This window comes from Pontibacter fetidus (assembly GCF_010119545.1).
Lineage (GTDB): Bacteria > Bacteroidota > Bacteroidia > Cytophagales > Hymenobacteraceae > Pontibacter > Pontibacter fetidus.
In genome coordinates this window covers 137,729-159,836 of sequence record NZ_JAAEAA010000006.1, presented here as the reverse complement: position 1 = coordinate 159,836, position 22,108 = coordinate 137,729, and the positions used below count along the sequence as shown (strand labels likewise).

At 45.2% G+C, this 22,108-nt stretch carries 18 protein-coding genes, 1 tRNA gene and 1 other RNA gene; 9 read left to right on the top strand and 11 right to left on the bottom strand.

The genetic code is table 11. From position 1 onward, the window contains the following. Positions 1-68 precede the first annotated feature (68 nt). From GWO68_RS06515 to GWO68_RS06500, 4 genes are all read right to left on the bottom strand, one after another. Entirely contained in the window at positions 69-1,091 is a 1,023-nt protein-coding gene (locus tag GWO68_RS06515; protein WP_162345607.1) for a rod shape-determining protein, read from the bottom strand. 764 nt (positions 1,092-1,855) lie between these two features. Further along, positions 1,856-3,121 carry an amidohydrolase gene (locus GWO68_RS06510; protein WP_162345606.1) on the bottom strand — a complete coding sequence of 422 codons (1,266 nt, stop codon included), beginning with the start codon at positions 3,119-3,121 and terminating at the stop codon, positions 1,856-1,858. A gap of 42 nt (positions 3,122-3,163) precedes the next feature. Continuing rightward, positions 3,164-4,627 carry an MFS transporter gene (locus GWO68_RS06505; protein ID WP_162345605.1) on the bottom strand — a complete coding sequence of 488 codons (1,464 nt, stop codon included), beginning with the start codon at positions 4,625-4,627 and terminating at the stop codon, positions 3,164-3,166. 385 nt (positions 4,628-5,012) lie between these two features. Further along, on the bottom strand, positions 5,013-5,588 hold the full coding sequence (locus GWO68_RS06500; protein ID WP_202923689.1) for an ester cyclase: 576 nt from the start codon (positions 5,586-5,588) through the stop codon (positions 5,013-5,015). 230 nt (positions 5,589-5,818) lie between these two features. Here GWO68_RS06500 and GWO68_RS06495 point away from each other — a divergent pair, with 230 nt between their 5' ends. Next, on the top strand, positions 5,819-6,007 hold the full coding sequence (locus tag GWO68_RS06495; protein ID WP_317164497.1) for a cyclic nucleotide-binding domain-containing protein: 189 nt from the start codon (positions 5,819-5,821) through the stop codon (positions 6,005-6,007). Positions 6,008-6,573: 566 nt separating this feature from the next. Here the strand turns inward: GWO68_RS06495 and GWO68_RS06485 are convergent. Next, positions 6,574-6,645, bottom strand: a tRNA-Glu gene (locus tag GWO68_RS06485). 194 nt (positions 6,646-6,839) lie between these two features. Between GWO68_RS06485 and GWO68_RS06480 the strand changes: the two genes are divergently transcribed. The 3 genes from GWO68_RS06480 (at position 6,840) to GWO68_RS06470 (ending at position 8,373) form a co-directional block, all read left to right on the top strand. Continuing rightward, entirely contained in the window at positions 6,840-7,115 is a 276-nt protein-coding gene (locus GWO68_RS06480; protein ID WP_162345604.1) for a hypothetical protein, read from the top strand. Positions 7,116-7,192: 77 nt separating this feature from the next. Continuing rightward, the gene (locus tag GWO68_RS06475; protein ID WP_162345603.1) at positions 7,193-7,507 is read left to right on the top strand and encodes a hypothetical protein; all 315 of its coding nucleotides are present in this window, start codon (positions 7,193-7,195) and stop codon (positions 7,505-7,507) included. 155 nt (positions 7,508-7,662) lie between these two features. Next, entirely contained in the window at positions 7,663-8,373 is a 711-nt protein-coding gene (locus GWO68_RS06470) for an SIMPL domain-containing protein (RefSeq protein WP_162345602.1), read from the top strand. A gap of 78 nt (positions 8,374-8,451) precedes the next feature. Here GWO68_RS06470 and GWO68_RS06465 read toward each other — a convergent pair whose 3' ends face one another. The 3 genes from GWO68_RS06465 to GWO68_RS06455 all read right to left on the bottom strand — a co-directional run bounded on the left by GWO68_RS06465 (position 8,452) and on the right by GWO68_RS06455 (position 11,366). After that, a complete protein-coding gene (locus GWO68_RS06465; RefSeq protein ID WP_162345601.1) occupies positions 8,452-9,444 on the bottom strand; it encodes a hypothetical protein in 993 nt (330 codons plus the stop codon). A gap of 274 nt (positions 9,445-9,718) precedes the next feature. After that, positions 9,719-10,169, bottom strand: an RNA gene (gene rnpB, locus GWO68_RS06460) — RNase P RNA component class A. A gap of 243 nt (positions 10,170-10,412) precedes the next feature. Next, entirely contained in the window at positions 10,413-11,366 is a 954-nt protein-coding gene (locus tag GWO68_RS06455) for a Smr/MutS family protein (RefSeq protein WP_162345600.1), read from the bottom strand. Between the two features lie 29 nt (positions 11,367-11,395). Here GWO68_RS06455 and GWO68_RS06450 point away from each other — a divergent pair, with 29 nt between their 5' ends. Continuing rightward, complete coding sequence (locus GWO68_RS06450; RefSeq protein ID WP_162345599.1) at positions 11,396-11,578, top strand: hypothetical protein; 183 nt, start codon at positions 11,396-11,398, stop codon at positions 11,576-11,578. 16 nt (positions 11,579-11,594) lie between these two features. Here GWO68_RS06450 and GWO68_RS06445 read toward each other — a convergent pair whose 3' ends face one another. Then, a complete protein-coding gene (locus GWO68_RS06445) occupies positions 11,595-12,503 on the bottom strand; it encodes a DUF2279 domain-containing protein (protein ID WP_162345598.1) in 909 nt (302 codons plus the stop codon). 318 nt (positions 12,504-12,821) lie between these two features. On the opposite strand from GWO68_RS06445, the gene GWO68_RS06440 reads away from it, so the two are divergent. Continuing rightward, positions 12,822-16,265, top strand: coding sequence for a pyruvate carboxylase (locus tag GWO68_RS06440; protein ID WP_162345597.1), 3,444 nt, complete (start codon positions 12,822-12,824; stop codon positions 16,263-16,265). Positions 16,266-16,784: 519 nt separating this feature from the next. Then, positions 16,785-17,081 (top strand): antibiotic biosynthesis monooxygenase family protein, encoded by a 297-nt coding sequence (locus GWO68_RS06435; RefSeq protein ID WP_162345596.1) that lies wholly within the window; start codon positions 16,785-16,787, stop codon positions 17,079-17,081. A gap of 185 nt (positions 17,082-17,266) precedes the next feature. Here GWO68_RS06435 and GWO68_RS06430 read toward each other — a convergent pair whose 3' ends face one another. Then, positions 17,267-20,329, bottom strand: a complete 3,063-nt coding sequence (locus GWO68_RS06430) for an Eco57I restriction-modification methylase domain-containing protein (protein ID WP_162345595.1) — start codon at positions 20,327-20,329, stop codon at positions 17,267-17,269. Between the two features lie 122 nt (positions 20,330-20,451). Here GWO68_RS06430 and GWO68_RS06425 point away from each other — a divergent pair, with 122 nt between their 5' ends. Further along, the gene (locus GWO68_RS06425) at positions 20,452-20,832 is read left to right on the top strand and encodes a GxxExxY protein (RefSeq protein ID WP_162345668.1); all 381 of its coding nucleotides are present in this window, start codon (positions 20,452-20,454) and stop codon (positions 20,830-20,832) included. Positions 20,833-20,965: 133 nt separating this feature from the next. Here GWO68_RS06425 and GWO68_RS06420 read toward each other — a convergent pair whose 3' ends face one another. Then, complete coding sequence (locus GWO68_RS06420; RefSeq protein ID WP_162345594.1) at positions 20,966-21,298, bottom strand: tetratricopeptide repeat protein; 333 nt, start codon at positions 21,296-21,298, stop codon at positions 20,966-20,968. 68 nt (positions 21,299-21,366) lie between these two features. On the opposite strand from GWO68_RS06420, the gene GWO68_RS06415 reads away from it, so the two are divergent. Beyond that, entirely contained in the window at positions 21,367-22,107 is a 741-nt protein-coding gene (locus GWO68_RS06415; RefSeq protein WP_162345593.1) for an electron transfer flavoprotein subunit beta/FixA family protein, read from the top strand. Position 22,108: the final 1 nt, after the last annotated feature.

The window sequence follows — 22,108 nt, the reverse complement described above, 5'->3', positions numbered from 1 at the left end:
AAGCCGCATCGGAACGAAGCGGCTCTGTAAAGCATAGGTAGTAATTTTAAAGCGGTTGCGAAGCGTGGTTATCGCATTAAGAATTTAAAGTTATCGATGTTGTTGAGTGCAATACCTGTTCCTCTTATCACTGCCAGTAAAGGACCTTCCACAACATGTACCGGTAATTTTGTTTTCTGGGCCAGTCGTCTGTCCAGTCCGCGCAGCAGTGCCCCGCCGCCTGTTAAGTAAATGCCGGATTGGTGTATGTCGGATGAAAGCTCAGGTGGGGTTAGCTCCAATGTCAGCAAGATCGCTTCTTCTATTTTGGTAATAGATTTATCCAGGCAATAGGCAATATCCTGGTAGGTGACTTTTACCTGCTTCGGCAGGCCGGTCATCAGGTCGCGGCCTTTCACTGCAAAATCCTGAGGTGGGTCTTGCAGCTCGTTTATGGCGGCGCCAACTTCCAGTTTTATCTTTTCTGCGGTACTCTGCCCGATCAGTATATTATGCTCCTTGCGCATAAATTGTATAATGTCGTCGTCAAACGTATCGCCGGCCACGCGCACCGATTGTTCACAAACTATCCCACTAAGGGCAATCACGGCAATTTCTGTAATACCGCTGCCTATGTCGATAACCATGTGCCCGGTAGGTTCCTGTACATCCAGGCCAATACCAATGGCGGCTGCAACAGGCTCATGAATCAGGTAAACTTCCTTTGCCCCGGCAATAACTGCCGAATCCCGGATAGCTCTTTTCTCTACTTCGGTAATACCGGCAGGCACACACACCACCATTCGGTAAGATGGGGAGAAGCCCCGTTTAGCAGGGTTTGCCAGCTTTAGCATGCCCTTGATCATGTGTTCTGCTGCATGGAAATCGGCGATCACACCATTTTTGAGGGGCCTGATGGTGCGTATGTTCTCATGTTCTTTTCCTTCCATCTGTTCTGCCTTACTGCCAACAGCCATCACTTCGCCGGTAGCCCTGTTAAAGGCAACTATAGAAGGCTCGTCCAGAATTATTTTGCCTTCCTGCAGAACCAGGAAATTTGCGGTTCCGATGTCGATAGCAATGCCTTGTGTCAGAAAATTGAAGAAGCCCATGATGTTAAGTAAAAAAGTAAAATGCTGTTCGAGTATGCAGCAAAGTTTGTGATCCTGTTATGGTTGATAAATGGTAAATACAGAGTGTACCTTAATGGCTTTTATTTACCTACCTGGTGGCTGCCAGAGAGCAGGCTAGTATAGGTTTGTTTAAGTAAGGTAGCATCTTACTGGTATTGGGAGAGGCCGTAGTTACGGCTTATCTATTAAAGGCTTTGGGCGCCGAAAGAAAGTTTAGGCAATATCCTGTAAGTTTATCGCAAAGCGTTACATGGTGCGATGCTGCCACAAAACCGGTGATCGGCCTCAGGAAAGAAGTATGTAGCGTAACAGGTGGCAGCAAAACAGTATACAATATTTAAGTAGCAAATGTCGCGATAACAACGTTTAATTGCAACTAAAGAGTTTCCAGAGGAGATTGTAGAGATATTGCTATAGTTAGCAAAGAGGCTAGAAAATTATTGTGCTTAGCGCTTATATATTCCAAAGAGTGATAATTTACATTGTAGCGTATAATTTGGAGAAAAAGGGAAAAGCAATCAGAATGATCGTTTTTCCCTTTCAGTAGACCAAAGATTGAAGTATCGGACCATTTTTACAGGGATATGTTTTATTTAAGGATGCTTATGCATCCCTAACCAAAGTTTCAGATTTAAAAAGTTATTGCTTCACCATCCTTCGGAATGATCATATTATCTTTCATGATTTTTAACTCATCAGCTTTCTGACGTAGCGAATTTCTTGTGATGTGGCACCTATTCAGATTAACTAAACCAGGCTGCTGCCGCTGTCATCATTGCCTGAAGGCCGGTCTTTAATGTTGGGTGGATGACAGGTGCAAACTTAGGTGAATGATTACTGGGTATTGAGTTTAGCTGGTTATTCTTTTTAGCTTCCAGGTATACTATAGGATCTGTTCCGCCAACGAACCAGAATACATACGGTACTTGCCAGTTTCGTCCGAAAATACTGAAGTCTTCGCTAGCAGAAGCCGGCTTGGTTTCGAAAGACTTGTTGCCGAATTGCGCATTAAATGCTGCAGCTACTTTTGCCGTAGCAGCGGCATCGTTCTCTGTAAGCGGGTAACTGACAAGTTCTGTAAATTCAGGATCTCTCGGGGCATTGGACGCGGCACATTCCGCACAGCAAATCCGTCTGACAGCTGACAAAATATGGTCTTTTACATCTTCATTAAAGGTGCGGATATTCAGTTTCAGGGTGGCGTCTTCGGGAATGATATTTTCTTTGGTGCCGGCCTGCAGGGCGCCCACGGTAAGTACAGCATTTTCGATCGGGGCTATTTCGCGTGAAATTATAGTTTGCAGGCGCATAGTAGTAGCCGCCGCCATCACTACCGGGTCTATGGAAGTATGCGGCTGCGAGCCATGCGACCCACGCCCAAAGAGTTTTACGTTCAGACTGTTGCCTGCCGATAGAATGGTGCCGCTCCGATGCCCAACTGTACCGGCTTCGCCCACCATTACGTGCTGCCCCAATATAATATCCGGCTTCGGAAAACGCTCTACCATACCATCGTCTATCATACTTTGTGCGCCACGGCCTACTTCTTCGCCCGGCTGGAAAACAGCCATTAATGTTCCTTTCCATAGTTCCCGGTGCTCTGAAAACAGCCGGGCTGCGCCCATCAGCCAGGTTACATGCATGTCGTGCCCGCATACATGCGACACACCAACTTCTGTTCCTTCTTCGTCTCTGGCTATTTTTGTACTGGCATAAGGTAATCCCGTGTCCTCGGCAACCGGAAGCGCATCCATATCTGCCCGAAGCATGACAACAGGCCCGTCTCCGTTTGGTAGGATGCCGACCACACCGGTTACCCCAACACCTGTAGACACTTCAAACTGGTATCGGGTTAAATAATCAGCAGCTATCTGGGCCGTCCGGAATTCCTCCATAGATAACTCCGGATTTTGGTGAATATCTTTATAAATATCTTCCAGTTCAGGCAGCAGCTTATTTATAAAGCTATCCAGCGTATCATTAAAGGCTTTGATTTGAGGAATCTCCATAACTATAGTTTTAAGTCAGGCTAAAGATTAAACTTCTGGGTATTAAATGGCTTCTTTTGGCTTACCCTTCGGTATTGTTTTAAAAATGGCAACGATGGCTACAACAATCATAAATACATTAAACAGCAGTCCGATGCCGGCAGCAAATCGTATGTTTATGTTATCCGTTCTGCCCAAAAAGAGTTCAGCCAAGGGAGTAACACCTTCCATCTCGCTAAGGCCGTAGTAGATGGCTGCTGAAATGGCCACACCAAAAGCAGCACCCAACGACGAAGCCATTTTATAGATACCCGACGCTGAACCTGCTTTATTACCCGGCACATTACTAAGCGCTGCATCTGTAGATGGAGTTGCGTAAAAGCCGAGGCCTATACCAAATAAGGTAAACCCGATAAAGGAAGCGATGATGTATTGTTGGGCCAACAAAAAGGTAAGGCTAGTGAGTAAAATTCCAACCCCTGTAATAAAGCAGCCATATAACATTGGTTTTCGGGGCCCTAGTTTCTGCAGTAATTTCTCGCCAACACGAATAGTGCTCAGTACGGCTATTAAATAACCAACTGTAATTAAACCCGATTGTAACGAAGAAAGGCCTGCTTCTGCCTGAACCAGTGCCAGCGAAACCAACAACGTACCGGCAGCCCCGTTCAGCAGAAAGTTAGATAAAGTAGCTCCCGAAAATGTTTGGTTGTTAAAAAGCGACAGATCTACAAAACCATTTTCGCTCCTTTTTTCTATCCGTAGAAAGATGATAGTGGCAATGATAAAAACAGCTATGCCAATCAGTACAGCAGGACTTAACCAGCCAAGCCCCGAACCTTGCCCGACCACAATATTAATGGCCAGCATGGCAATGATAAAAGCAATAAGTCCCGGCCAGTCAAAAGCTTTATCTTCTGCAGCACTTGATCTACTTTCCGGTGTTCCTCTAATAAGCAGATAACTTATAATAGCGACAACTATAGACATAACAAAGATCCAGCGCCACCCTATAGTTGAGGCAACCAGACCACCAAACAAGGAACAGAGACCAGAACCACCCCAAGAGCCGATAGACCAGAAGCTAAGTGCCCGCTGGCGCGCTTTACCATCGTAATAAGCTTTCATCAGGGCCAGGGTCGATGGCATGATACAGGCTGCGGAAAGCCCCTGCAATATTCGTCCGGTTAATAGAAATACAGCGGTGCCCGAAGGGGAGATTATAATCAGGAAAGATCCGATAACACTAAGCAGCAACCCAACATACGTCAGTTTTACCCTGCCCAGCCGGTCTGCTAATCCACCGGCTACAACTATAAAAATTCCGGAGAACAGCGCGGTGATACTTACAGCAAGATTGTTCAGCTCATGGCTGATGTTCAGGTCTTGCTGCATTACGGGCGCAATGTTCAGGGTTGTTTGAGCAAAGAGCCAGAATGTGATAACAGCCAGAACTATACCTAAAATAAGCATGTCCGTGCCCTGGTAACTGGCAGTAGTAGGCTGTGTTTGGTTTAGAGAAGCCATCGCATGTTATCATTTGTAGTTTAAACGTATTTGGCTTCAAAAAAATAATGATAAGGGAAACTAAATTGCTTGTGCAACTCCACCCGTCCTGTTTCCTTATTGGTCTTTTCTCCCAGGAATGCCACCCACGCCTTTTTGATGCACGGATAATGTTTGGAAGCTTCGACCAGGTTCATAAAGCTAAGCAGGTTGTCTTCAAAGCGTTCTGCCAGTTTTTCATCTGCTATACTTCCGCCCGCATCAAATGCCTCATAGGCCGTAGCCAGCGAAAACGTATCCGGATAAATTCTGGTACCAAAATAAGTTTCCTGAATTCTTCAGCCCCTTCGGGGTGATAGTCGTTTACTTCCAGATGAAAATACTTTTCTAACTATAGATTAAAAGGTTATTGCACAACTCCGATCTGTTTCATCATTGCCAGGTTATCCCAGAACAGGTGTTCTTCTACTATTTTGCCGCCATCCCATTTTGCTACGGTACACATACGAAGTTTAAATTTCTTTCCGGTCGGAGGTATGGTTTTGCCATCCGGCATTTTCATGGGCTTAGTAAAAGTTCCTTCCATTTCTCCTACAACCGTGGTCCAGTCGCCGGTACCAAAACTGATGGGGTGTTCTTTTATTTTGGTATCAGGTGCAAAGGCGAACAAGGGCGTAAGCATGTCGATGTGTTCTGGATATAAGCCTTCTGTAATAGTGCCATCAGGATAAAAAACCTTAATATTATCGGCATGGCTGATGGCAAAAGAATCCCAATCCTGGTTGTTGTAAAACTGAAAGTCAAGTGAGTCAAATCGTCTGAGTCGCTCTTCAACAAGTTGCTGATCATCAGTTGCCATTTCAGTGTTAGCTTCCCCCTGAGTGGTTGTGGTTTGTTGGTTGGCTTGCTCCCCGTTGCAGGAAAGCAGAAGTAATAAGATGAAGGCGGCCAGAGACCATCTGCCTGTAATTAGTTTTTTCATAGTAATTGGTTTTATGTCATTTGCTTTATAGTTTGGGGTGAAGCGGAGGGATTACCTATAGTTAAGTGTGGAAACTTATGCATATACTTTTACGTGTTTGGCATACAGCAAGGTAGCTTGTTGTGAAAGCTGATAGTGCCGCTCACTGTTGAAGCCGGTAGGAAGTTAAAAGAGGGCTTTGGACTTTAAGTAACCAGTAAGTTTACATAGCGCAGTAAAAGAGATAATACATGTACGAATTATTCTTTCAGAAATTTAACGAGAAAGTACCGCTCACTCCGGAAGAGCAGGAGCAGATAAAAGCGTACCTGACTCCAAAAAAACTGCGCAAAAGACAATACCTCTTGCAGGAGGGAGATGTGTGTAAGTCCATTGCTTTCGTAGAAAAAGGGGCCTTACGCTATTGGCTGCAAGCTTAACCGCAATGCCAGTAAGCCGCATAACTTGTATGAAGGTTTCTTGTCTGAACTGGAAGTAGACCCACGTTACCTGCCCAAGCTAGCGGAGATCATGGAAGAGACCTATTATAAGTTAACCGAAGAAAGCCGAGTAGAAGAAAAGCGATTGAACACGCAGCACACGGAGCTGAAAAAGAAGCTGGATACGCTAGAGAGAAGATATGCTTTTGGAGAAATCGAGAAAAATATGTTTACAAAGTACAGCGCTGAGCTGAAGACTGAGCTCCTAGAAATAGAGCAAAATCTGGAAAAGTGCGTGCCAGCGTTATCGAACCCCAAAGAGTTCATTAAAATGGGCTTGCAAAAAGCAGTAACTATCTCACAATCATGGAGTAAAGCAAATGTGCAAGGCCGCAAACAACTGCAAGCGATGATGTTTCAAGATGGGGTGTATTTTGACCGTGAAATGGAAGGTTATCGAACCACAAGAGTAAATGGCTTTTTCGCCCTTTCCAGCCAGATACAGCAGTTTTTAGTGGAAAAAGAAAAAGGGAAAAGCGATCAAAATCATCACTTTTCCCTTTCAGTAGTCCGTAGGGGAATCGAACCCCTGTTACCAGAATGAAAATCTGGTGTCCTAACCCCTAGACGAACGGACCGTGCAATTGCTGTATTGCGGTGCAAATATAATTGGCTGTTTTAAAAAATGCAAACCCAGTTTCTGATTTTCTGAATGAAAATTTCAGAAGAGCAGCTAAGGATGCAGATAGTAATGTACTTTGGGTTTTAACCTATCTATATTTTAAATCGTTAGTGTACTTTTATAAGTCAATAATTAAACGAACAAAACGATATGTCAAGACAAGTGCATTTTACGAGTGTTAGCCCCGAAGCCTTTAATCAGTTAAGAGATAAGTTGAAACAACTGGGACTGACCCTGCAAGGCAATGAAGGAACTATAAGCGAAAAGGGTGTAAATGCAACGTATAACTATAGCCCGGAACAGCAAAGCTTACAGATAAATGACCTGAATGTTGGTTTTCCGGCGAGTATGATGGTGAATACAGATAGCCTGGTGCAGCGCATGACCCAAATGGTAGAAGAATTTGGCGGAAGAACAGCATCATAAGTTATCTGATAGGCTGGTAAACGCCGTATAAAGATTAATTTGAAAACTTACTAAATAGGAGAAGCATCTTAATAACTATGGAAAACGAGACGAAATCAAACAAAAATAACAATACTAAACCGGAAGCAAAGGAAAGTGAATCTGGAGACAGCATCCTGAAACTATTGCACCCGCACGACATGTCTAAAACGGTGGAGTCGGCGATGCATGTGCTGCAAGGCAAACACGAAAAGCTGCCGGATCTTTTACAGGATATTGGCAACATTATAGTGCGTGCGTCCAGAAAGTTTACTACAACCCAGCTTATACTTGCAGCGGGTGCCCTTACCATTGGAGCCGTATTACTGGCACGTCAAAATATGGATGATGACTTTGAATACTCTGTAGATTAAGCATACAACTATACCTGTTAGGCCCTTGCTTCTAAAGCAAGGGCTTTTTTATTTTCTGCATTTAGGATTTGTGGTATAACATTTGATATTCGCAGTTATATAGTAAAATACTATACTTTTGAATATCATTTTTATCTAACTAAAACTATAAACTCATGAAAAAGACATTATTCCTGTTGCTGGCTTTCTGTATAGTTGGTCTTGCGCAGGCACAGCAGCAGATTTTGCCTCCGATGGTAAATGTAAACGGGGTAGGCGAGGTGCGCGTGCAGCCAGACCAGGTTATACTTACTATGGGCGTTGAGGTACGCGAAAAGACATTGGAACAAGCGCGCAAACAAGCCGACTCTAAAGCTGCAGCCATTATTGCCTACCTTAAAAAGCAGGGGGTAAGCGAAAAAGATATTCAGACATCGTACATGAGTATTTACCCGATCTATAACAGTGGCGAATACGGTAAAGCTACCCCTGACTTTTATACTGCCCAGAAAACTATGACCGTGCTGGTAAAAAAACTTAACAAGTTTGATGACCTAATGTCGGGGCTATATGGTGCAGGGGTAAACCGGGTGGATGGTGTTGCTTTCCAGGTGGCGGATATTGAGAAGTATAAAACACAGGCCCGGAAACTGGCAGTAACCAATGCCAAACAAAAAGCTATTGTTTTAACAAATGAGTTAGGTGCCAAAGTTGGGCGTGTTTATGCAATTAACGAAAATACAACAGGTGGCAGGCCAATGCCTATGTATGCCGAAGCGGCAATGATGAAAACGATGGACAGTGCCGGTGGCGAAGGGCCAACTATAGCTGGTGGCGAAGTTATTATCACATCAAACGTAAGCATCAGCTTTGTGATAGAGAATTAAATTATCAGGCAACTATTATTTCGAACTATAGCTATTTTAAAAAAGGCTTCCTGGTTAGCAGGAAGCCTTTACTTTTTATTACCTCTCGAACCGATTTATCGTTTTAAGTTCGCCGTTATCATCTGTCAGGAAGGAGAGCGGCTGTTGGGGATTCTCCAGAATTTCCTTTTCGCGTATACTCCAGGGCTTTAACATTTCCTCCAGCATGTGCGCATACGCCACCTGGTCCCAGGGGTTAAATACTTCGTTGGTGATGTCATCTATCAGTGTGTCCAGCACCAGTTGTTCATCATCTGGCTTACCTGGCCGTACAAAATAATCCGGAACCACATTAAAAATATAGGCTGCATAAAATACGCGCGCTTTAAACTCCGCAATCTGGATAGGGTGCAGCTGCTGGCCTTCGGTTAGTTTATAAAGCCTGTTAAGTACATTTCCTATGATGCCGTTATCTAGCAGTTTGCAAACTATAACCACAGGGCCAAGTTTGATACTGAAAGCCATCGTTGTCAGTTCATCCTGGTACTCGAAAGGCAGTTCATCTTCGGTTGGGTCGGCCTGAACAATAAACAACGAGCAAGGCAGAAAATCAGAGAAAACCATGGGCACGCGCAACGACTGCAACACCTGGAAAAAAGTCTTGAACCTACCCAGCATCTGCGGGTTTTCGCTCACCGGGTTTTCGGGCATCACGAGCGGGTCTTTTTCCCTGATGAGTTCTGTCACCAGCGAGCCGTAATACATTTTGCCTATCCATTGGAATAGTTTTTTCGGGTCGAGGGACTTTATAGCTTCGTAGCCGCCTGCTGCTGCGGTTTCAATTTCCTGTTCCAGTGGCAGGATATGGTTTGCATTGCAGCTGGTGCAGCAGGGGATAGTAAGCTGGCTGAACGTGGTAATGCTTTTATCGAGCATCAACAGCTCTTTGTTCTGCAGGTTATAGTTGCGCTGCATCCACTCTCCGAAAACAGGCGTGCGTTGCGCGGTAGTTATAGTTGTGCCGCACAAAAAGCAGTGTTCATCCGAAAACTGCATGGTGGCAAATGGGTCGTATAGTTGTAAGTCAGGCATGGGGCTTGTCTCAAAAAAAATGCGCTGCAAAGATACGTAGCTTAACAAAAGAACTTAATACAAAATTGAAAGGATTTGAGGAGGGAAACACGTGTGCAAAGGGAACGACAGAAGTTAGTACCAGAGTGTAAAGCAACAGGCAGCAACATGCACAGATCAAAAAAGCCAATTCAACTATAGACTTGAAAAAGCCCGGGGCTCACTCTTTTGTTCTTTGTCAAAAAATATTTTGGTTTGTAAAAAGGCCTGAAAAGGGGGAGGGAACTATAAAAAGAGTAGCAGCAAGCCTGTAAGCCGGGTTCTGTCGCTACGCCCTAAGGCGCGCGTCTTATCATTTATCCAGGCCTGCACTCGCGCACAGGCTCCATCGACCTACCCACCGACATCGGACGAGCAGCCCTTAGTCCCGCCGAAGCGGAGACGCTGCCGGCCTATTTGGTCTTTCAACTCCTGAGGTTTACCCAGCCGGACTGGTCACCCAGCCGCTGGTGCGCTCTTACCGCACCTTTTCACCCTTACCGGACTAATCAATAATGATTAATTAATAATGAATAATTAGTCATTCATCATTCGTCATTAGTAATTAGCCCGGCGGTTATTTTCTGTGGCACTGGCTGTATCTGTTTCGTCTCCAAAACAGACCCTTCCCGTTAGGAAGCAGGATGCTCTGCGTTGCCCGGACTTTCCTCTCCGAATTTCTTCGCAGCGATAAGACGGCTTGCTGTTTTCTCTTTTATAGTTTACAAAGGTAATGCTTTTTTAGTTTAAGAGTTTAGGAGTTTGTGAGTTAAAGAGTTATTATGATTTTGTCATTTCGAGCAAAGCGGGAGATCTTTGAATCTTAAACCTTTAACTCCAGATTTCTCACAGTGTTAAAAATGACATAAAAGGCTATCTCTTAATATTTTAACTTTCTAACTTTCTAACTTTCTAACTTTCTAACTCATCCCTCTCTAACTCCAAACCTCTTACTTCAACCTTACTAAGGTAGCGCCGTAACCGAATTTCTCTTTTTTGGCGTCTTCAAAGAACTTAATGCCAGGTGTGCGGCTCAGTATTTTCTGTATCTCTTTGCGAAGTACACCGTTGCCTGCCCCGTGTATGAAAACGATCTCGTGCATGTTGGCGGCCATGGCACGGTCCAACGCATCCTGAAAAGTCTCTAACTGTAGTTTCAGCATGGCACTGTTGCTCATGCCGGCGTGGTCTTCAGTCAGTTTTTCTATGTGCAGATCTATTTCATGATCAGGGGCCTGAAGCTTATAGTTGGTTTCTTTCTGTTCCGCTGTTTCAGCTAGTTGTTCCTGTAATTTGCTGGTGTCTATAGTTGTAGGCTTGGTATCTAACTGGAATAGGTAAGCTTCTTTGTTGATGACTGGTGCCGTTTTCTTGCTTTTATAAAAAGAGTTAGCCCTGAACTGCACACGTTTCGTAACTGGCTCGAATAAAGCCGGAGCGCCATTGCGGTGTTGCAGAAACTGTACAACCAAACCCGGCCACTTTTCAAAATCTTTCAGGTGATAATGGGAGATGACACGCGTTGCTTTGGGGGCAAGTTTGTCGTTTTGCAGGCCACGGTATTGGTTGTTGCGCTCTTCGCCGGTAGTAAACAGTATATCGTAATCGGTGTTGTTAACTATAGTTGCCGCCAGCAATTCTTCCGATTGGTGTACCATGGCCAGATAAATGCCTTTTTCGGCTAGCACTGGCGCAGGTGGCTGTTTGCGTGTTGGCGCTTCAATAACGTCATCAGAGCGCATGTACTTGTTTTCTTCGGCGGCAATTACCACAACTTCGCGGCGCGACACCGGAATGGTAAAGTCGTTATCGATTGCCACTTCTACTATATTGTTGTCCAGTATCCTGGTTATAATTCCTTCCTCACGACCAGACATCAGTCGCACGCGGTCTCCTACGTTCATAGTTTCAGTTATTTGTTATTTGTTAAATTATGCCCTCGTCCCGAACGCTTTCGGGATGTGAGGTATTTTGTGGCGTCCCGCCACGTCAAAATACGGGTGTTACTATAGTTAAAACTATAAACTATAGTTTAATGCGGCCTGAGTCCGCTGTTAACTCACAATCGCGGGACGCGAGCGAGGGCATGGGCTTCAGCCTTACCCGCCAACTATAGCAAAGATACGATAGCTTTAGAAGTATAGCGCATGAAATTTAAAGCCATCCTTTCGGTTATATTCCAGCGCAGGGGCAGGTACTTTAACTATACTTAGCACATACAAGGCTGTATTCAGAAATTTGCTGCGGCCTTTAAAGTGCAGCAGGTTCAGGTCAGGGCTTAAATAGTATTGCCGGTGCGCATCAAAACCAGAACTATAGTTTGTCGGCTCATGATTAAAAACAACTTCTTCGGCACCGTAACCTACCGCTATACTTAACCACTTCGGGTACCTGCTTTGCTCTGGCAGAAAATCGCCTACATTTACCGATAACCAATAGGTTTGACCGTTATAATCTTTCAGTGCCTGTTCGGCTAAGCTTTTGCCAAGCACGTTTGGCCGTTCTGCTGCGTAGCGGGTTTTATGGAAACTATACTTGGGCATAATTCTTACCTCGCGCCAGGCCAGTTCCTGCGCAACTATAGCTGCAGAGCCGGCGGTATTTGCCACCAAATCTCCAACCGATGCGCCATAGTCTTTCTGGTAACCGTCAAAAATTTCTACAGGTGTTTGTAACACTACACCTAACAAGCCTCCATAAACTATAGCTTTTTTATCCGGTACGCCGGCCCAGCGCAGCATGTCAATGCCGGCGCGGCTCTGGTGAAAAGCTCCCCAGAAATGCCCGGCCTTATCTACTTGTCGCCATTGTTGGTTATCGTTAAAGAAGTGGAAACCGGTGCGTTCCTGCTCTGCATACCAGGCCTTGTTTAACCCAACCAGCATAGCCGTGTAGCCAACCGTAAAGCCAGCACCTAATACCAGTAACTTCTGCCTGTTAACCTGTCCGGAATCCGGGGTGGCGATAGTTGTAGCTTGTGCAGTGGTGAGTTGCAAGAGCAGGCAAAATAGCAGCAGAAAAGTAGCCAGTTGTTTCAGCATGGGTTAAAGATACGGAACACTGTACAAAATCGGGTATCGTTTATAGTTTATCCTGAATATAAAACTGGCAATACCATTGTAACTGCTTGGTTATAAGGCAGTGTTGCCTCTACTTATAATTCCAAAATATAGTGCAAATTGAATTATAACCTTATCTATAAAAATCCTGTATTAACGGGTGCTGAACGGGCAATAAAGTTAGTGCTTTGCCCTCGTTTCAGGTTCAGAAATCACCAGTTAAGTTTAATTGATAAACCGTGCTGCCGGAAGGGGAGCATCCAAACACCTGTAAATACTTTTACATTCATCTCACCTTATATGAACATAAAAAAAGTACTTGTTGCCAATCGTGGCGAGATTGCCATACGTGTGTTGCGTGCCTGCACCGAATTAGGTATAAAAACGGTAGCCATCTATACTTACGAAGACCGTTACTCGCTGCACCGCTACAAAGCCGACGAAGCCTACCAGGTTGGCAAAGACAATCAGCCGCTACAGCCATACCTGGACATTGATGCTATTATTAAAATTGCCAAAGAGAACGGTGTAGATGCCATTCACCCGGGTTATGGTTTCTTGTCAGAGAACCAGCATTTCTCGCAGCGCTGCGCCGATAACGGGATCATTTTTATAGGTCCGAAACCGAAAGTAATGGCCTCGCTGGGCGATAAGATTGCGGCTAAAAAGGTAGCCCTGAGCTGCGAGGTGCCTATTATCCAAAGCAATACCCTCGATCTGAATACCTATGATACGGCATTAGAGGAAGCGCACCGCATTGGGTACCCGCTTATGCTGAAAGCAGCTGCCGGTGGTGGCGGACGTGGTATGCGCGTTATCCGGGATGATGAGCAACTGGAGAAAGGCTTTTTTGAAGCGAAGAACGAAGCCCTGAAAGCATTTGGAGACGACACACTTTTCCTGGAAAAATATGTAGAGAACCCGAAGCATATTGAGGTACAGATTGTAGCTGACAACCACGGCAACATTACGCACCTTTTTGAGCGCGACTGCTCGGTGCAGCGCCGTTTCCAGAAGGTAGTAGAAGTGGCTCCGGCTATTAGTTTAGATGAACCGACCAGACAGAAACTATACGATTATGCTATCAAGATCTGCTCGGCGGTTAACTATAACAACGTAGGCACCGTGGAGTTTTTGGTGGAGCCGCACACCAACAACATCTACTTTATCGAGGTTAACCCGCGCATCCAGGTAGAGCATACCGTAACCGAAATGATCACAGGCATCGACCTGATCAAAACCCAGATATTTATTGCCGACGGTTACCGCTTAGACCACGAAGAAGTACTGTTAGGGCCAAACCATAGCGTACGTGCAAACGGCGTGGCCATTCAGTGCCGTATTACCACCGAAGACCCGGAGCAGGATTTTAAACCAGACTATGGTACCATTATAGCGTACCGTAGCGCCGGTGGTTTCGGTATTCGCCTGGACCAGGGCAGTGTGTACCAGGGCGCCAAAGTAAGCCCGTTCTTCGATTCGCTGCTGGTTAAAGTATCGGCGCAGGCACCAACCCTGAAACATGCGGCCATGAAAATGTCGCGTACCCTGGATGAGTTCCGAATCCGAGGAGTGAAGCATAATATCCCGTTCCTGCAAAACATCATCAACCATCCGGAGTTTATTTCCGGCGATGCTACGGTAGATTTTGTAAAGAACCACCCGGAACTGTTTATCTTTAAAAAGCCGAAAGACAGGGCCACTAAAATGCTTGGTTTTTTAGCTGAAACTATAGTTAACGGCAACCCGGATGTTAAGAAAGTTGACAAAGACCGTGTGCTTACCAAACCGGATTACCACGGCTTTAACCTGAACAAAGAATACCAGCCCGGCACCAAAGATCTGTTAACCCAGCTGGGTCCTGACGAATTTTCGAAATGGCTCCGCAACGATCCGCAGATACACTATACCGATTGTACGTTCCGGGATGCACACCAGTCGTTGCTGGCGACGCGCATGCGTACCTTTGATATGATGAAAGTGGCCGAAGCATTTGCCAAAGATCATCCGCAGACCTTTAGTATGGAAGTGTGGGGCGGTGCGACATTCGACGTTTGCCTGCGCTTTCTGCACGAAGACCCCTGGGACAGACTTGCCCAGATACGAAAAGCGGTACCGAACATTTTATTGCAGATGCTGATCCGGGGCTCGAACGGGGTAGGGTACAAGGCTTACCCGGATAACCTGATCGAGTCATTTGTTGAGAAATCGTGGGAGACGGGGGTGGATGTATTCCGTATTTTTGACTCCCTGAACTGGATGAAGAGTATGGAGCCGTGCATTGACTTTGTACGCAAACGCACCGGCGGCCTGGCCGAAGTGTCGATGTGTTATACCGGCGATATCCTGGACCCATCCAAAACAAAATATACACTGGAGTATTACCTGCAAATGGCCAGGCAGATAGAAGACAGCGGTGCGCACATACTGGCTATAAAAGACATGGCCGGCCTGCTGAAACCGTATGCTGCCAAACTGCTGGTAGAAGCCCTGCGCGACACCGTAAAACTGCCGATACACCTGCACACACACGATACGTCATCTATACAAGCGGCCACTTATTTAAAGGCTATTGAGGCTGGTGTGAATGTGGTGGATGTGGCGCTGGGTTCTATGTCTGGGTTAACGTCGCAGCCTAACTTTAACAGTATGGTAGAGGCCATGCGTTACCAGGAGCGCCACCGCGAGTTTGACCAGCAAAGCCTGAACCGCCACTCCAATTACTGGGAAACCGTGCGCGAATATTACTATCCGTTCGAGTCTGGTCTGAAAGCTGGTACGGCAGAAGTATATCACCACGAAATTCCGGGCGGGCAGTACTCTAACCTGCGCCCGCAGGCCAATGCGCTTGGTTTGGGGGATAAATGGGAAACTATAAAAGAGACTTATGCCGATGTAAATGCCCTGTTTGGAGACCTGGTAAAAGTAACGCCAAGCTCTAAAGTAGTAGGGGATATGGCGCTATACTTAGTGGCCAACAACCTGACCACGGTAGATGTGCTGGAGCGCGGCGAAGAGATCTCGTTCCCGGAATCGGTGCAGTCGTTCTTTAAAGGAGAGCTGGGCCAGCCGGTGGGTGGTTTCCCTAAAAAGCTGCAGAAGATCATCCTGAAAGATACCAAGCCCTTTACCGACCGACCAAACGAGCACCTGGCACCTATAGACCTGGAAGGTGAATTTGCGGAATTCCAGAAGAAGTTTGGTGAACAGACAAAGTATACCGATTTCCTGAGCCACCAGCTATACCCGAAAGTATACGAAGGCTACCACCAGCACCTGGAGCAGTACGGCGAAGTGGCACAAATACCGACCCGCTTGTTCTTTTACGGGCTGCAGCCCGGCGAAGAAGCCATTATCGATATTGCCCGTGGTAAATCTATCGTTATAAAATACCAGTCGTTGGGGCCGGTAGATGAGGATGGCATGCGCACGGTGTTCTTTAAACTGAATGGCCAGACGCGTAACATTGAGGTGCGCGACAAATCGGTGAAGGTGGAGAAGGTGCAGCACCAGAAAGTAGACAAAGCCAACCCAAAACAGATTGGTGCGCCGTTGCAAGGCCTGCTTTCGAAAATACTGGTGGAAAAAGAAAAGCCGGTTAAAAAGAACACGCCGTTGTTTATTATTGAAGCCATGAAAATGGAGACAACTATAACAGCCACAGCCGATACCACTATCTCGGCAATACACTTACCTGAGGGCTCGCTGGTAAATACCGATGACCTGGTGCTGAGCTTAGCGTAATTACCTCCCTCTGGCCCCTCCTGAAAACAGGAGGGGGTAACTATGGAAAGAATTTTTTAACCCTGTCATTCTGTAAAGAGTCCTGGTTTAAGGGAAGTTAAGCCTATGCTACTTCCAACAAGATCCTTACAGGATGACAAAAGAGAGAGTCAGAAAATGCACTCCCAGGAGGGGCAGGGTTGTTTCATTCTGAGGAAATCATATAAAAGAACGCCCTCGCTCGCCTCTGGCGAGTGTGGGCTATTTAGTGGCGTCCCGCCACTTGTGCCTCAGGCACAGTTTTAAGCGGCCAGAGTCCGCAGGTATCACACACTCGCGGGACGCGAGCGAGAGCAAAAACTATAGTAGCAAATATAACTATAGCATAAATTCCCTCTCCTGTTTTTAGGAGAGGGTTAGGGTGAGGTAAATTCCTCCCCAACTATAATTCGTGTTTTGGCTTATTTTCTTTAATTTTAAAGAATTTACACCTTCAAACTACGGCTGTTTGCACCGTCATCAGCTGTTAAAAAATAGAATATGTTTATAGCCCTGAGTACGTTTACCATTGCCAACGATATGGCCGCCGAAGTGAGACAAGCTTTTAAGAACCGCCCGCACATGGTAGATACAGAGAAAGGTTTTTTGAAGCTGGAAGTAATGTACCCGCAGGAAAACGAAAACGAGATCTGGCTGATGACCTACTGGACTGACGAAGAAAGCTACAAAGTATGGTTTGCCAACCACTACAAAGACTCGCACCATGGCATCCCGAAAGGTTTGAAGTTAGTGCCCGGCAGCACCAAGGTCAGGTTTCTGGAGCATGTTTGCGGGTAAACTATAGTTTAAGTATAACAAAAGAGCAGCTGATTAGGGCTGCTCTTTTGGTTTAGCGTGATCAAAAGACCTCACAGCGTCTTCCAGACCTGTGAGCGTCTTGGCAGCTACGAAGCAACCGTCGCAGGGTGCAGACGCTCACAGGTTTTCTAAACGCTGTGAGGTCTTTGGAGTCGGGAGGTCTTTTATAGTTCGGCGGTTGCCAACACTTCTTTGCCTTCCACTATAGCTATTTCTTCGTCGGTGAGGTTGTATAGTTGGTACACCAGCTGGTCTATTTCGGCGTCGGTGGTGGCTATGTTGGTTTTTAGGGCCAGGGCTTTTTCGGCTTCCTGGGTAAAGTAATCTTCCCACTTGGCTTCGTCCGAAAGGCTTAGTTTTACTTTCTTTTTGGCCAGCTCTTTTATAAAGTCGCCATACGAGAGCAGGTACCACTCCTGTAGTTTTTTTGGCAGCTCGGTTAACCCAAATTTACGGCCCAGTGTGCGCTGAAACTTCTGATTTATAGTTTGTAGTTCTTCATTTAACGAAAGCATCGCGTCTGCTTTTTCAATGAAGGGTTGTTGGGCTTCTGGGGAGATTGCTGGAACTGGAAAGTTTTCTAATGTATTGACGTTTATCTTTGGATAAGCTGCTCTGTTAAGATTGATGTTTGAGCTTTTGAAGTATGAAGCACAAAGACCTGATACAATTATTAGATAGAGCACTCTGATATCAATTATACTATCTGACTTAGGTATCAAGTTAAATACATCAGTATTGTTTATAAAAGTTTCTGAAACAAGGACGCCGTCAATCTTTTGGTTTGAAAGTATACGGTTAATCAGAATTCTATCTCCCTGAAATATTTCTGGTTTTCTTGGTGCAGCCAAATTTTTGCCATACTTAATAAATTCATCCGGCTTCTGTAAATTGAAACGTTTAATGTGCTTAGCTCCAAGCAACGGAAAGTAAGTATCGTCGAGTTTCGTGAGGGAATGATAAACTTTGTTATTCATCATTTCCCTTGTTTGTGGAGGAGTCCCTTTTCCTGCTTCGTAAGGCTGCATTCCTTTTTTGAAAACTAAAAAATCTTTTAAAGCTTTTTCTCCTTTTAACTGAAATCCAGTGTAAAAAGATATCAGAACATCATTATCTCTTTCTGAAAATACTTTAAAATCTTCAAAGTCCCACAAACTTAGATTTATAGCATTAAGTCGGTTTTCAATAGTTTTGTGAGAACTTGAAATGCTCAAAACACGAGTAGAATGAGAGTCTAATTTTATTTTTCTTCCAGTAAGTATAAGTGTATCAACAGTTGCGCTTTCAAATACTTCATAAGTATTGACAACTTCTAATGCATGGTTGTTAATAAAAACTTCTCTTCTTAACAATCTATCATACTTTGTAGAAAGCCAGTAATTTGGAATAATCAAACTATACAGCGCATCTGACTTCAGCAGATTTATGAACTTTTCAACAAAGACGCCATAAGTATTTATTTGATATTCAGTGGTCTTATAGTTATCGTAAATGTAGCTTTTATCTTTCTCGCTTAGTGAGTGAGACTGTACATACGGCGGATTACCAATCACCACATCAAAGCCGCCTTTCTCAAACACCTGCGGAAACGCCTGTTGCCAGTTAAAGGCTTTGTCGCCGGCAACTATAGGGTCGTCTATCAGGGAGTTGCCGCATTTAATGTTGTTGTTCAGGTCGTTTAGTTTGCGGTTGGGCTGGGCCGTGCGGAGCCATAAACTGAGCTTGGCAATTTCTACGCTTTCTTCGTTCAGGTCTACGCCAAACAGGTTGTTCTCTAAAATGCTTTTCTCTACATCGCTCAAAACTATAGAGTAGCCCATCAGTTTGGTCTGTAGTTCGTCGAGGTAGCGGTGTTCGGTTATCAGAAAATCGAGGGCCTGGTTCAGGAACGCGCCCGAGCCGCAGGCAGGGTCGCAGATGGTAAGTTGCAGCAGCCACGCGCGGTAGGCTTTCAGTTTGTCGTCTAAGGCTTTGCGGGTTTTAAGCTGGCGTTTTTTGTCGGTGCTATAGTCTTCGTCGTTCAGCTGTAGTTCGGCTTTCTTTTCGGCGCACAGCTTGCCAACGGTGTTCTCAACTATGTATTTGGTGATATACTTTGGAGTATAAAAAACGCCGTCTTTTTTGCGCTTGGTGCTGGCTTTGTCTATGGTCTGGCCGTCCAGCTGGGCTTTTATCTCGTCGAGCTCGTTCAGGGAGTTCTCAAAAATGTGGCCCAATATGTTTACGTCTACTTCGCTGGCAAAATCATACTCCGATAGTTTCAGGGCGTGTTTGTACAGCAGTTCGTCGTCAACTATAATGTTATCCAGTATGTCGTCGGCTTTAAACAAACCGCCGTTGTAGGCAAACACATCGTACTGCTTGCCTTTATGGCCCGTGTTCAGGTAGCCGAAGTATAGTTTAAACCTGTCGTATAGCGGTATTTCCACGTCAAGGTCCTGCAGGGTGCGCCACTGGCTAAGTATAAGCCTTACCGAGTTGGGCGGCAGCAGCTGGCGGTCTTCGGCAAAAAACAAGAACAGGAACCTATCCAGCAGCTTCTGCGATTTTTTAAACAGCTCCAGCGGCTCAAACTGCGGGTTAAGGCTAACCAGGCTCTGGTGCAGTTCGCGCTTAAACAGCGAGTAGTCTTTGTATAGTTGCTTGGTAATTACGTCTTCCTGGCTCACCGATTCGTCTTTCAGCTTTTTGGGCGTGCCCTTGGCAATACTCTCATAGGCCAGGCACAGGTATAAAAGCGCAAATTCCTTTTCGGTTAGCGTAAACAAGTTAAACTCCAGGTGCTCTACGGCATTATCCACATAAAACCGCAGCTTCTCGAAGTTAGACGTAACCACATACACGCAGCCGGGCTGGTTGTTTTTGTAGCCAAAAGCCTGGTCTTCAATTTTGCTTAGGTCGGTAGTGTTGGTGCCTTTCAGTTCTATTACCGCTTTTACGGCATCGTTTATCAGTATGGCGCCGTCGGCTTTCTTGCTGTCCTTTACGTTTTTGTGCTCGGTGGTCAGGTTATAGTTGGGCGTGGGGTTTTTGGTATAGCCCAGCACATTCACAAACAAATCAAGCAGAAACTCGCCCTGGTACTGTTCTTCCTTGCTGTTGCGTATGTTCTCCTGTATGGCGGGGTTATGGAAGTGGCTTTTAAACCGGGCATAAGCCGCCGCTATAGTTGCCTTATCAAGTGTTTTCAGGTATTTGTTAATGACCGAGGTCTGGAAGAATGCCATAATGCTTTTGTCTGAATCAGGATTTGCAGGATTAAAGGATTTTCAGGATGGAATTATATGGTAAAAATAGAGAATTATCAAGTATAGCATTAACTCAATAGTATAAGCTCGTATTGGAATGGATGCAGTCAGATGAAATAACTTTTAAAATAATTGCTTGTGCCATGAAAGTGCACCGTATCTTGGGTAATGGTTTCCAGGAAGTTATCTATCAACGATGCTTGGCTATAGAATTAGGTCTTGCAGGTTTAGGGTATGAACGGGAGATAGAGCAGACGATATTCTACAATGGCATTGAAGTTGGGAGCCGCAGGGCAGATTTTATAGTTGAAAATAATATTGTTGTAGAGCTTAAAGCTTTGACAGACTTAGAAGATGTTCACATATCACAAGCTAAAAACTATGTAGTAGCCTACAACTTACCCAGTGGTCTTCTCATAAACTTTGGTGCTATAAGTCTCCAATACAAAAAGATCTACAACAGTAAACTAAAATCATCCTAAGTCTAACTTTTTATCAGCCCATACTATAATCTCCATCCTGAAAATCCCTTAATCCTGCAAATCCTGATTCAGACAATATTTTGTTTGGAAATATGCTGCATGCATACTATTTTTGGTTCATGCAGCCGGCAGCTTAGTCATCTTCATAATCAAGGCCCATCAGCTTGTTGTACGCCTGCTGCAATTCTGAGAAGGCGTGCAGGTTTCCTTCCTGCCTGCTGATGAGCATTCCTTTTTTATAGATGCGTTCTGCTTCGTCGTTTTGTTCCAACTCTTCGTACAGCTTAGCTGCGTGGTAGTACGTACCCACGTAGCGCTCATGCTCAGAGAGGAGTTGTGTGTAGTAACTTAATGCTTTATCCTTATCTGTAGCCCTGTATTCCATAGCAAGGGCATAGATCGTGAAGGGATCATTCGGGTCTTCTTCCAGGAATTTATGAAGCTGTGTTATTCTATCTTGTGACATTTCGATTTGGCTATATTTTACTAACTTCGCAACAAATTTAACTTTTAATAAGCTAACTATTTTATCATATGAAAATATTAGTTTGCATCAGTAACGTTCCGGATACCACATCCAAAATCAACTTTACAGGCGATAACAAGTCGTTTGATAAGAATGGTGTACAGTTCGTGATCAACCCATGGGATGAATACGCACTTACCCGCGCTATTGAGTTGAAAGAAGCAAAAGGCGGAACTGTTACGGTACTAAACGTAGGTGAAGCAGATGCTGAACCAAACATCCGTAAAGCCCTGGCCATTGGCGCCGACGACGCGATCCGTGTAAATGCTGATCCGAAGGATGCTTTTTTTGTAGCGCAGCAGATCGCGGCTATCGCCAAGCAGAACAACTACGACATGATCCTGATGGGCAAAGAGTCTATTGACTACAACGGCTCGCAGGTGCACAACATGGTAGGCGAAATGCTGGGCATCCCATCTATAGTTCCTGCATCTAAACTTGACCTTATAGATGACAGCACAGCACGACTGGAGCGCGAAATTGAAGGTGGTAAAGAAGTGGTAGAAGTGAAACTGCCATTTGTAGCCAGCGCGCAGCAGCCAATGTCGGAGCCCCGCATCCCGAACATGCGCGGCATCATGACGGCCCGCACCAAGCCATTACAGGTAGTGGAGCCGGTAGCCGGCGAAACGAAAGCTGATTACGTGAGTTTCAGCAAGCCGGAGAAAAAAGGCGGCGTGAAAATGATCGACGCTGAAAATGCCGGTGAATTGATTACATTATTAAGAAACGAAGCTAAAGTACTATAAC

Bases quoted from the DNA above. Each gene is read 5' to 3' on its own strand.
- GWO68_RS06445 (WP_162345598.1), bottom strand. From the start codon at position 12,503: ATGCTGAAACAACTGGCTACTTTTCTGCTGCTATTTTGCCTGCTCTTG.
- GWO68_RS06420 (WP_162345594.1), bottom strand. From the start codon at position 21,298: ATGTCACAAGATAGAATAACACAGCTTCATAAATTCCTGGAAGAAGAC.
- GWO68_RS06480 (WP_162345604.1), top strand. From the start codon at position 6,840: ATGTCAAGACAAGTGCATTTTACGAGTGTTAGCCCCGAAGCCTTTAAT.
- GWO68_RS06435 (WP_162345596.1), top strand. From the start codon at position 16,785: ATGTTTATAGCCCTGAGTACGTTTACCATTGCCAACGATATGGCCGCC.
- GWO68_RS06515 (WP_162345607.1), bottom strand. From the start codon at position 1,091: ATGGGCTTCTTCAATTTTCTGACACAAGGCATTGCTATCGACATCGGA.
- GWO68_RS06425 (WP_162345668.1), top strand. From the start codon at position 20,452: ATGCAGTCAGATGAAATAACTTTTAAAATAATTGCTTGTGCCATGAAA.
- GWO68_RS06465 (WP_162345601.1), bottom strand. From the start codon at position 9,444: ATGCCTGACTTACAACTATACGACCCATTTGCCACCATGCAGTTTTCG.
- GWO68_RS06455 (WP_162345600.1), bottom strand. From the start codon at position 11,366: ATGAACGTAGGAGACCGCGTGCGACTGATGTCTGGTCGTGAGGAAGGA.
- GWO68_RS06510 (WP_162345606.1), bottom strand. From the start codon at position 3,121: ATGGAGATTCCTCAAATCAAAGCCTTTAATGATACGCTGGATAGCTTT.
- GWO68_RS06415 (WP_162345593.1), top strand. From the start codon at position 21,367: ATGAAAATATTAGTTTGCATCAGTAACGTTCCGGATACCACATCCAAA.
- GWO68_RS06450 (WP_162345599.1), top strand. From the start codon at position 11,396: ATGCCCTCGTCCCGAACGCTTTCGGGATGTGAGGTATTTTGTGGCGTC.
- GWO68_RS06470 (WP_162345602.1), top strand. From the start codon at position 7,663: ATGAAAAAGACATTATTCCTGTTGCTGGCTTTCTGTATAGTTGGTCTT.
- GWO68_RS06505 (WP_162345605.1), bottom strand. From the start codon at position 4,627: ATGGCTTCTCTAAACCAAACACAGCCTACTACTGCCAGTTACCAGGGC.
- GWO68_RS06440 (WP_162345597.1), top strand. From the start codon at position 12,822: ATGAACATAAAAAAAGTACTTGTTGCCAATCGTGGCGAGATTGCCATA.
- GWO68_RS06500 (WP_202923689.1), bottom strand. From the start codon at position 5,588: ATGAAAAAACTAATTACAGGCAGATGGTCTCTGGCCGCCTTCATCTTA.
- GWO68_RS06495 (WP_317164497.1), top strand. From the start codon at position 5,819: ATGTACGAATTATTCTTTCAGAAATTTAACGAGAAAGTACCGCTCACT.
- GWO68_RS06430 (WP_162345595.1), bottom strand. From the start codon at position 20,329: ATGGCATTCTTCCAGACCTCGGTCATTAACAAATACCTGAAAACACTT.
- GWO68_RS06475 (WP_162345603.1), top strand. From the start codon at position 7,193: ATGGAAAACGAGACGAAATCAAACAAAAATAACAATACTAAACCGGAA.